The 8,600-nt window shown below is 42.5% G+C and carries 6 protein-coding genes; all 6 read left to right on the top strand.

The features are described from left to right. Nucleotides 1–210: 210 nt before the first annotated feature. From DEM91_RS11385 to DEM91_RS11360, 6 genes are read left to right on the top strand one after another with little or no spacing between them, the layout of a single operon-like run. A complete protein-coding gene (locus tag DEM91_RS11385; RefSeq protein WP_249859003.1) occupies nucleotides 211–417 on the top strand; it encodes a helix-turn-helix transcriptional regulator in 207 nt (68 codons plus the stop codon). Next, a complete protein-coding gene (locus DEM91_RS11380; RefSeq protein ID WP_249859002.1) occupies nucleotides 417–1,604 on the top strand; it encodes a DNA cytosine methyltransferase in 1,188 nt (395 codons plus the stop codon). Before DEM91_RS11385 ends, DEM91_RS11380 begins: the two co-directional genes overlap by 1 nt. After that, a complete protein-coding gene (locus DEM91_RS11375; protein WP_249859001.1) occupies nucleotides 1,604–2,629 on the top strand; it encodes a DNA cytosine methyltransferase in 1,026 nt (341 codons plus the stop codon). The genes DEM91_RS11380 and DEM91_RS11375 overlap by 1 nt, the downstream gene beginning before the upstream one ends. Nucleotides 2,630–2,642: 13 nt before the next feature. Continuing rightward, a complete protein-coding gene (locus tag DEM91_RS11370; RefSeq protein WP_249859000.1) occupies nucleotides 2,643–4,568 on the top strand; it encodes a hypothetical protein in 1,926 nt (641 codons plus the stop codon). 13 nt (nucleotides 4,569–4,581) lie between these two features. After that, nucleotides 4,582–6,897 carry a DUF2357 domain-containing protein gene (locus tag DEM91_RS11365; RefSeq protein WP_249858999.1) on the top strand — a complete coding sequence of 772 codons (2,316 nt, stop codon included), beginning with the start codon at nucleotides 4,582–4,584 and terminating at the stop codon, nucleotides 6,895–6,897. A 19-nt stretch (nucleotides 6,898–6,916) separates the two neighbouring features. After that, nucleotides 6,917–7,990, top strand: coding sequence for a hypothetical protein (locus DEM91_RS11360; protein WP_249858998.1), 1,074 nt, complete (start codon nucleotides 6,917–6,919; stop codon nucleotides 7,988–7,990). Nucleotides 7,991–8,600: the final 610 nt, after the last annotated feature.

The raw sequence follows: 8,600 nt of genomic DNA, 5'->3' as shown, positions 1-8,600 counted from the left end.
CGGAGGCGCGAAGCCTCCGAAGAGCGGCATCCGACTTGTCTCCGTGTGTTAGCCTTTGCAAACATAGTAACTTATCGCTTTTTCACATTTGCATGCTAAGAAACTTGCACAAAACACTTATTTTTTAGCTTGTCTAGTAGATTCTTTGGCTTTTCAAATAGAATCAAAATAAAAAGTTGTACATTTGCATTAGCAAAATAAAAGCGAATAATGGATAAAGACTTAAATAGAATAAGAGTCGTTCTAGTTGAGCAAAAACGAACTAGCAGATGGCTTGCAAATGAACTTGGAAAAGATGAAACAACTGTTTCCAAATGGTGTACTAACAGAGTACAGCCTACACTGGAGACAATATTTGCTATTGCCAAAGTTCTAAATGTGCCAGTAAAAGATTTGCTAACTAATGAACTTAACTAATGTCGACATATATATTCAAAAAAACACACATTAAAAATGTTTGCACCGCTCAAGTGGCTAATACTTTAGCTTCATTTGATGGATGCAAAATGGATGCTGAAAACATCTATATAGATTATACAGATAGAAATTATCTGTGCGAACCTCAGATTGATATAATTCGCGACAGTGGCATTCATGCTATTTCTATGTTTTCAGGATGTGGAGGATTGGATATTGGTACTCAAATGGCTGGAGCTAAGGTTATATCAACCCTTGATTTTGAACTAGATACAGTAAAAACTATAAAAGCAAATAAATTCTTTTCATTTGCAGACCATCAATGTGAGGATATTCGTAACATTACAGCCAAAAACTATACGGAAATATTGAAGAAAAATAATCCGAATAAGTTAATAATGGTTGGAGGACCTCCATGTCAACCATTCTCTAAAGCTGGCTATTGGATAACTAATAAGAAAAGAGCAGCAGTTGAAGACGAACGAAATATGGTTGGGGAATATATCAGACTCATCTCTGAAATTCGTCCAGATGGAGCAATTCTAGAGAATGTAGAAAGTATTCTTCATCCCACTAATCGGGCAGCTGTTGAGTTTATTGAGAATGAATTGACGAAAATGGGTTATCACTTTAAAAGAGTCCTTGCAAATGCTGTAGATTTCGGTGTGCCTCAGAAAAGAAAACGTGTTATCTTTATGATTAGCCGCAATCCCATAGAGGGAGAACCAACGAGATTATCTCCAGAAGAAGCAGCTAAAGTTAACGTTTTGGACTGGATAGGTAGGTTTGATAGTTCTGAGTTCACAGAAGTAGAAGAATCTGTCGAAGGAAAAACCTACGGATTTGAACTTTCAGAAGTCCCCCCAGGACATAACTATATAGCATTGTCTGCAAGAGATGGATATCCGAATCCCAAGTTTGTTGCAAATAAACGATTTTGGAATTTCCTACTAAAGTTGCATCCAATGACTCCGTCGTGGACTATAGCAGCTCAGCCTGGTCCTTGGGTTGGCCCTTTCCATTGGGATAATAGAAGATTACGGGTTAACGAGGTCGCCGCGATCCAAACTTTTCCAATGGACTATAAGTTTGTTGGAACAAGGAGAACTATACAAAAACAAATTGGTAATGCAGTACCATCTGTGTTGGCAAAGGCCTTTGTTGAACATTTGATTAAATTTGTGTAATGGCACTTAAATTAGTAAGTATATTTTCAGGAGTCGGAGGTATTGATACAGGTTTTCACGAAGCAGGTTTCGATACTATATTTGCCAATGATAATTGGCAAAATGCTTGTGATAGTTTCAAGAAGAACTACCCCAACGCAGAGGTTGTATGCTCTAGTGTAGCAGATGTAGATTTTAAGGCGGTCAAAGAAAAGTATGGTCCAGTAGATGGACTTGTTGGAGGGCCTCCTTGTCCTCCATTCTCTAAATCTCGCTTTTATCGCACTGACAAAAAACGTGGAATAGAGGATGAGAGTGGTTTCCTAACCGTTAGTAATTATTTTAGAGCCTTAGAGGAATTAAATCCTCGTTTTTTCTTCTTTGAGAATGTTGCTGGTTTTGTATTCAAACCCCATAAGGCAGCTCTTGAAATGGTACAAGAAGAGAGTGAAAGATTAGGCTATAAGATAGTATATAAAGTACTTAATGCGGCAAATTATGGTGTTCCACAAATCAGACAACGCTTCATTTGTGTTGGTGTGAAGAAGGATATGCCAGATTTTGAATTTCCAAAAGAAACGCATTCAGAAGAAGGAACTAATGGTACAAGAAAATGGGTAACATGTGGAGATGTTATATCTGATATAGACTATGACTTGCCTGAGGATAAAGATAAACAAGCAGGTTCTAAGCATAAAGACTTGCTCCCTTTAATTCCTCCTGGAGATAATTATCTTTTCTTCACGGCAGAAAGAGGGTATCCTAATCCTCTTTTCAAGTGGAGGTCAAGATATTGGTCATTTTTGCTAAAACTATCCCCATTGAAACCCTCGTGGACAATACAAGCAAGTTTCTCTAACAATATGGGACCTTTCCATTGGAAGAATCGATTCCTTCGTATTCAGGAGATTCAACGCATACAAACATTTCCTGACGGATATACATTCCTAGGGAAATTTTCAGATCAATGGAGGTTGATAGGTAATGCAGTTCCCCCAAAATTGGTAGAGGCAATAGCAAAACAGATAAAGAAGCTATATTTCTAAATAACTCAATAATATGGCAATAGTATATAAAAAAATAGACACCCTTTCGACTGGATTTCCCCTAGTCGAAGGGGACTTCTATAATAAATTTGACTCTGGAAACCTCTTTCAAGATACTGTAGAGAAGTATTTCCCAAATTGCTTTGCCTTTGATGAATTATCTAGAAGGCAAGGGAATGGAATGTCCGAGTCTTTGTTTGAGTGCAAATTCAAAATTGTTGGTTCAAGTAATAAGCCATTTTATATCTATGTAGCGGAAATGGAGGGTGGAGGAAGACCGGGACTTCCAAATGAGCAACGTTTGCAGTTTCGTCATCATGGCAGTTGGACTCCAGATATAAAAGATTTGGCAATAGCTAAGAACTTTTGTCTTACAGATAATTTAAGTGAAAAGGAATGCTATGTTATCTGTATATACAAGCCTTCACAAACAGAGGAAGACATTTGTTTTGTCGGTATATATCCTGATATGATATTGAAAGGAGAGCAAGAAGCATATTCTCCCACATCCGTACAAGTAAAAATTGATAAAATACAAGAGGCTTACATAAATGGTGTTTCTATTTATGAAAAAGCTGTAGATAAAAGAATAGTGTCGTTTAAGCCCAAATATTTGTTGTGGTATATGAAAAATCGTGATGAACTACATCTTGGAGATATTGAGAAAGCGATGAATAACCGCTTTAAAAATTCTTCTTCACAAGTTTCTCAAATTACAGAATCAGAATACATTAAAGGTAATATTGACTACCTCTCAGCCATCCGTACCAAGCCTTTCTTGCTCCTTGCCGGTATTTCTGGTACTGGTAAGAGCCGCATTGTAAAGGAAATGGCATACGCCAGCTGTCCTGACGAGGGCGACCTGCGCCAAGACCCAGCATCGCCAGGCAACTACTGCTTGGTGGAAGTGAAACCAAATTGGAACGATTCAACCGAACTACTCGGTTATGAAACGGTGCTCGATGGCGGAAATTACCACATGACTAAGTTCACAAAGTTTGTGGTAAAGGCTATGCAACACCCCGAAGTTCCATTCTTCGTGTGCCTTGACGAGATGAACCTTGCACCAGTGGAGCAATACTTCGCCGAGTTCTTGAGCATATTGGAAAGTCGCAAGGATGTGGACGGAACTATCAAGAGCGAACCACTTATTCCTGCTGCTATCTTTGAGAAATACAAGCAGAAACTCCATGAAGAGTTGTTCCCAACCAAGGACAGTTCCAATACAAGTACGGGAGCGGGGTACTACACAGCCGACGACGGTACTGCCGTATATCTCCACAGCACTTACGCAAAACTGATGGACGAAGGATTGCGTATTCCTCGCAACCTTATTGTGGTAGGCACAGTGAACATGGACGATACCACCTATCAGTTCAGCCGTAAGGTGATAGACCGCGCCATGACCATAGAGATGAACGAGGTGAATCTTAACGATATGTTTGACACGGAGAAGCCCGATGCACTCAGTTATCGTGAGGATGTAGTGGATAAGAGTTGGTTCTTCGCTCCATTCGCGCAGAGCAATGTTGCGCTGCAGCAAATAAACGACGAGCGTGAACTGCTTGCAGAGAAGATTAAGGCAACCATCGGTCAAACCAATTCCGATGGTACTCAAACACCCAACAGCCTTGAAGCCATCCTCGGCAAGACACCGTTCCGTATCGCTTACCGTGTAGTAAACGAGTTGATTCTCCACTTCTACGCCCTCCGCTGGGAGAACAAGGATACCGAGTTTGAAAGCCTCTATAACAAGGCTCTCGACAACATCCTCATGATGAAGGTGCTTCCTCGAATTGAGGGCAACGAGGACTTGGTGAAAGAGCCATTAGAACAACTTGATATATGGACTGCTGAAGCATATCCTAAAGCCAACGCCAAGATTGTAGAAATGCGTGAACGCCTTGAATGCGCTCACTTCACCAGTTTCTGGCCATAATATATAACAAAACATGGAGGTACTGAAATTCGCAGATAAGGTAGGGCATGTGGCGATAACCATCACCACACGTTCCATACAAAACTCACTCAAACGACTTAAAAGCCGTGTGGGCGAGGATGCTGCCATGCACTACTGCGACTACCGCTCGTCAGCCGAGGGCATGTTGCAGTTGGCAGACGTACCAACTCTGCCCGAGTGCAAGGAGTGGAAAGCTCTGCCCCCTGTGATGTTTGAGACCTGTCAGTACAACATCACGCTGCACTTCACCGACATTGAGGGAGAGCCACGCATCATCCACACCCAAAAAGACGTGGCAGAGGCATTCCAATGGTATGCCGCAGGTGACGGCGGTTTCCTCATGGCTGCTCTCGACTTCCTCAACGAGCCAGGCATCTTCCGTCTGCAATACGCCTATAAGCCCAAAGTATTGACCGAACGCTTGGCGTGGATAGAGTTCCGTGTGGTATCACCGAAACTCGACACGAAGCGTGACCTCATGCACATGATGAGCATGATTAACGCCGAGTATGAAAACCTTGTGTTCAAATACCTCACCAAGACGTTCCAGTCGCTGAGCCTGTCGAGCAGCCAGAGCAATGAAATGATTTGGCTCTCCATCTTTAAGGGCGTGATTGACGAGTACATCACGGCACTGGAGTTTGTGACCAACCGACCCAACACCAGAGGCGAGCGCATCACCTATTACGACCGTGTGGATAAAATCAAGCGGTGGTCGCCCAAGATGCTCAACCAATACGAGGAGCAAAAGGCAGCAAAGACGCTTGACCACTACTTGTTCCACCATGACGAGACGCAAAAGACCATAGACACAAAGGAAAACCGCTTTGTGAAGTACACCGTCAAGCAGATTGGTAAGAAACTAGTTGACGTGCTGAGCGAGTTGCAACGCAACTACCAAGGGCAACTCTTGGGCGAAGAACTGGACTGGCTGAAAGGCAAGGGTGAACGGTTGCAGAACATCCTGCACCACCGCATCTGGCGACAGATTGGCGAATTCAAAGGTTTCCGTCAGGAGAGCAGTGTGCTGCAAAAGCGCACTGGCTACTCGCAGATATACCGCTTGTGGTACATTCTGCAAAGCGGTCTCGGCTTCTATGAGGGCAGCAACGAGATAGGCGTGCGTCCTATTTGGGAGTTGTACGAACTTTGGTGTTTCCTGAAAATGAAGCAACTGGTGATGGACGTGTTGGAGATAGACCTGACCGACCCTGACCAAGTAGCACTCGTGGAGGAAAACCGTAACACCATGCTCACGCCATTCACCGACAGCACCGTGGAGCACAAGATTACCTACCACAACCGCTTCAACGACGATGTGGTGGAACTGTGCTATCAGCACACTTACAACCGTCGTTCAGGCGAGGTGCATACTGCTACCACGGAGCAACGCCCTGACATTGTACTCAACATCCAAAAGGCTGACGGCTTTGTACTGACCTACCTCTACGATGCCAAGTACCGTGTGCTTGACGACACGAACAAAGATGCCGATAACCTTGAAACAGACTACAACATCTCGGACTATCCGCCACCAGATGCACTCAACCAGATGCACCGATACCGTGATGCTATCTACTATGGCAGTGATCGCTTCGAGCACACTGCCAAGGAGATTATCGGCGGCTACATCCTTTTCCCTGGACGCTATCGCAATGAGAGCGGAGGCAAGACACCGTACTTTATTGATTCCATTAAGGAAGTTAATATCGGTGCTTTTCCACTGTTACCTAATGGTGACCACCCCGAAGAAGAGGGTAAGATGCTTCGCGACCACCTCGTGCAGATACTCCGCACCGAGGAACGCTACGAGCAAATCAAGGACAGCATACCGCAAAAGGGATTGACCTACACCATTGTTCCCGACGAGAGCGACCTTGTGCTTGTGGGCTACTACAAGAGTGGGCAGCTTGAAACTATCAAGAAGAACAAACTCTACTATGTCCGTGCCGGAATGGATCAAGGCTCGTTGCGTCTAACCGCAGGTTTTGAGCACTGCCACTATGTGTTGTTACACAACAAGCAGAGTCAGGAACTCTACAAGCTATCCGCAAATGGTCCGCGCATCGTCTCTGGCGAGCAGTTGCGCGGCAAAGGCTTCAACGCAAAGCGTGACTTCTACCTTGCTTTCGACTTGGAGAGCACCGAACCGATTGTGCATGTGCATAAGTCTGACGGCAGTGTGTTCAAAGTGAAAAAGAGTCCGACTCCTTACGCAAAAGACCCATACTTTAAGACTCTCACCGAGTTATTGGAGGAAGTGAAGGTTGAGTCAAAGTCAGAGCTAAAGCTATTTGGTGACGTATAATTGTATTCCTTCAAATTTAATGAGTTACTACGAAGAAGAAATAAACTATAAACCCATATTAAAGACAGCAAAAGAGCTTCTTAAAAAAAGGGGGTACATAGACTGTTGTTCTATTCTTGATGAAGGAACTATATCTGTCGTGTGTACAGACTATGACAATTGGAATGGTGGAACGTATGGCTACACTATCTATGTTAGTTTGCCTGTCTCCCAATATAGTGCTTACACATCTGATAGAATCAATGAGTTTGAATCTGAGATTTCAAAAACTTTCAACGAGGTAATCAAAGCAGATAATAATAGTAGCTTCATTACTCAAATTTCTCCATGGTTTTCTCCTAAGGATATTGACTCAACGCTTATTGGAGGTGAGGTTGGCAAGAAAGAACTTCTCTCAAAGATAGAAGAAATCAGCAACCTGCTAATAAAGGTTGCCACAGGTGGACCGAGCTTTGATCTCGTGGATGGCGATTATAAAAAACTATATAATTGGTTGTCCGACAAACTTAAAACTTTGAACTTAGACAACCCGAATCCATACTTTAGCTTATGGGATTGGTATCACTACTATAGTTCTAATTTACAGCGTTGGCAAGACAGAAGAGTATATATCAATGAACTATATAAACCATTAAAGAAAATAATTTCAGACATTACAATTCGTCAGTCTGGAAATCCAATCGTTATTGACCTTACTCCATGGGATAGAATACGTAGAACTTATGCTAAAATTCAGGCAGATTCATCACAAGCTAAGATTGTAGACGAATTTCAAGCCGTGGGACTTTTATGCCGAGAAATAATAATTTCATTAGGACAGTTGGTTTATAACAAGGATGTTTATGGGGCAGTTGATTCTCAGAATAAACCAATTGGAAAAACCGATGGTTTTAGAATGTTAGAAGCATATTTCACCTACAAACTTCACGGAACTCATTTTGAAGAATATAGAGCGTATGCCAAAACAACTAATAAACTGGCTAATGCTCTTACACACGAAAGAAATGCAACTAAAAAAGATATGATGCTCTCTGTTTCTGCAACCACAGCATTAGTAAATATAGTAGGTATTCTTGAAGAACAATATATTTAACGGCTATATTGTTTCCCTAAATATTTTTACAAGCAAGTCTTGGATCTGTCCTTGTTCGGCACCAAGGCTTGCTTTCTTTTAATCGGTAGTCGCTTTGCTCTGACGGACACCTTGTCGCCTAGTGGTTGGTTACCGCCCATTTTTGATATACTCGAGGGAGGAGGGAGTGAGCCCTGTGGGAACTTGTAGCGGTAGGTGCAATCAATCTCGCACGGTGGAAAAGTGATTGCGGGGATTCGTGCTTGGTCTGGGGCATCGACCGTGCAACTCTGGCCGTGGTGATGACACGGAACCAAAGTTTGTTCTTACGAGGGAGAGTGTTTGCTGGAAGTAAATGAGAGACTGAATTTTGCGAACAGAGGCTTATTTTCCCTTGACAAAGTTAGGTTGCTACCCTTGGTGAAAAATTAGACACGATTTCCTCTCAATATTTTTATAGATCTACACCTGTTTAGAATCTATAGATCTACACCTGTTTAGAATCTAATGTACGTGTAAGAGAAAATCACTAAAACAATCACAACGATTACTTATAAACCCAAATCGGTCATTAGGATTTCTCTGTGTCGTACGGCAAAGAGAAATCCTTTAATTTTTTCCATATGGACAA

It is taken from the genome of Prevotella sp. TCVGH, assembly GCF_023522295.1.
GTDB classification, from domain to species: Bacteria; Bacteroidota; Bacteroidia; order Bacteroidales; family Bacteroidaceae; genus Prevotella; species Prevotella timonensis.
The sequence above is the reverse complement of the archived record's forward strand: the minus strand, read 5'-3'. Positions and strand labels throughout refer to the sequence as shown.

What these genes read in the sequence shown, in the direction of transcription:
- DEM91_RS11375 (WP_249859001.1), top strand. Translation starts at nt 1,604, where the DNA reads ATGGCACTTAAATTAGTAAGTATATTTTCAGGAGTCGGAGGTATTGAT.
- DEM91_RS11360 (WP_249858998.1), top strand. Translation starts at nt 6,917, where the DNA reads ATGAGTTACTACGAAGAAGAAATAAACTATAAACCCATATTAAAGACA.
- DEM91_RS11370 (WP_249859000.1), top strand. Translation starts at nt 2,643, where the DNA reads ATGGCAATAGTATATAAAAAAATAGACACCCTTTCGACTGGATTTCCC.
- DEM91_RS11365 (WP_249858999.1), top strand. Translation starts at nt 4,582, where the DNA reads ATGGAGGTACTGAAATTCGCAGATAAGGTAGGGCATGTGGCGATAACC.
- DEM91_RS11380 (WP_249859002.1), top strand. Translation starts at nt 417, where the DNA reads ATGTCGACATATATATTCAAAAAAACACACATTAAAAATGTTTGCACC.
- DEM91_RS11385 (WP_249859003.1), top strand. Translation starts at nt 211, where the DNA reads ATGGATAAAGACTTAAATAGAATAAGAGTCGTTCTAGTTGAGCAAAAA.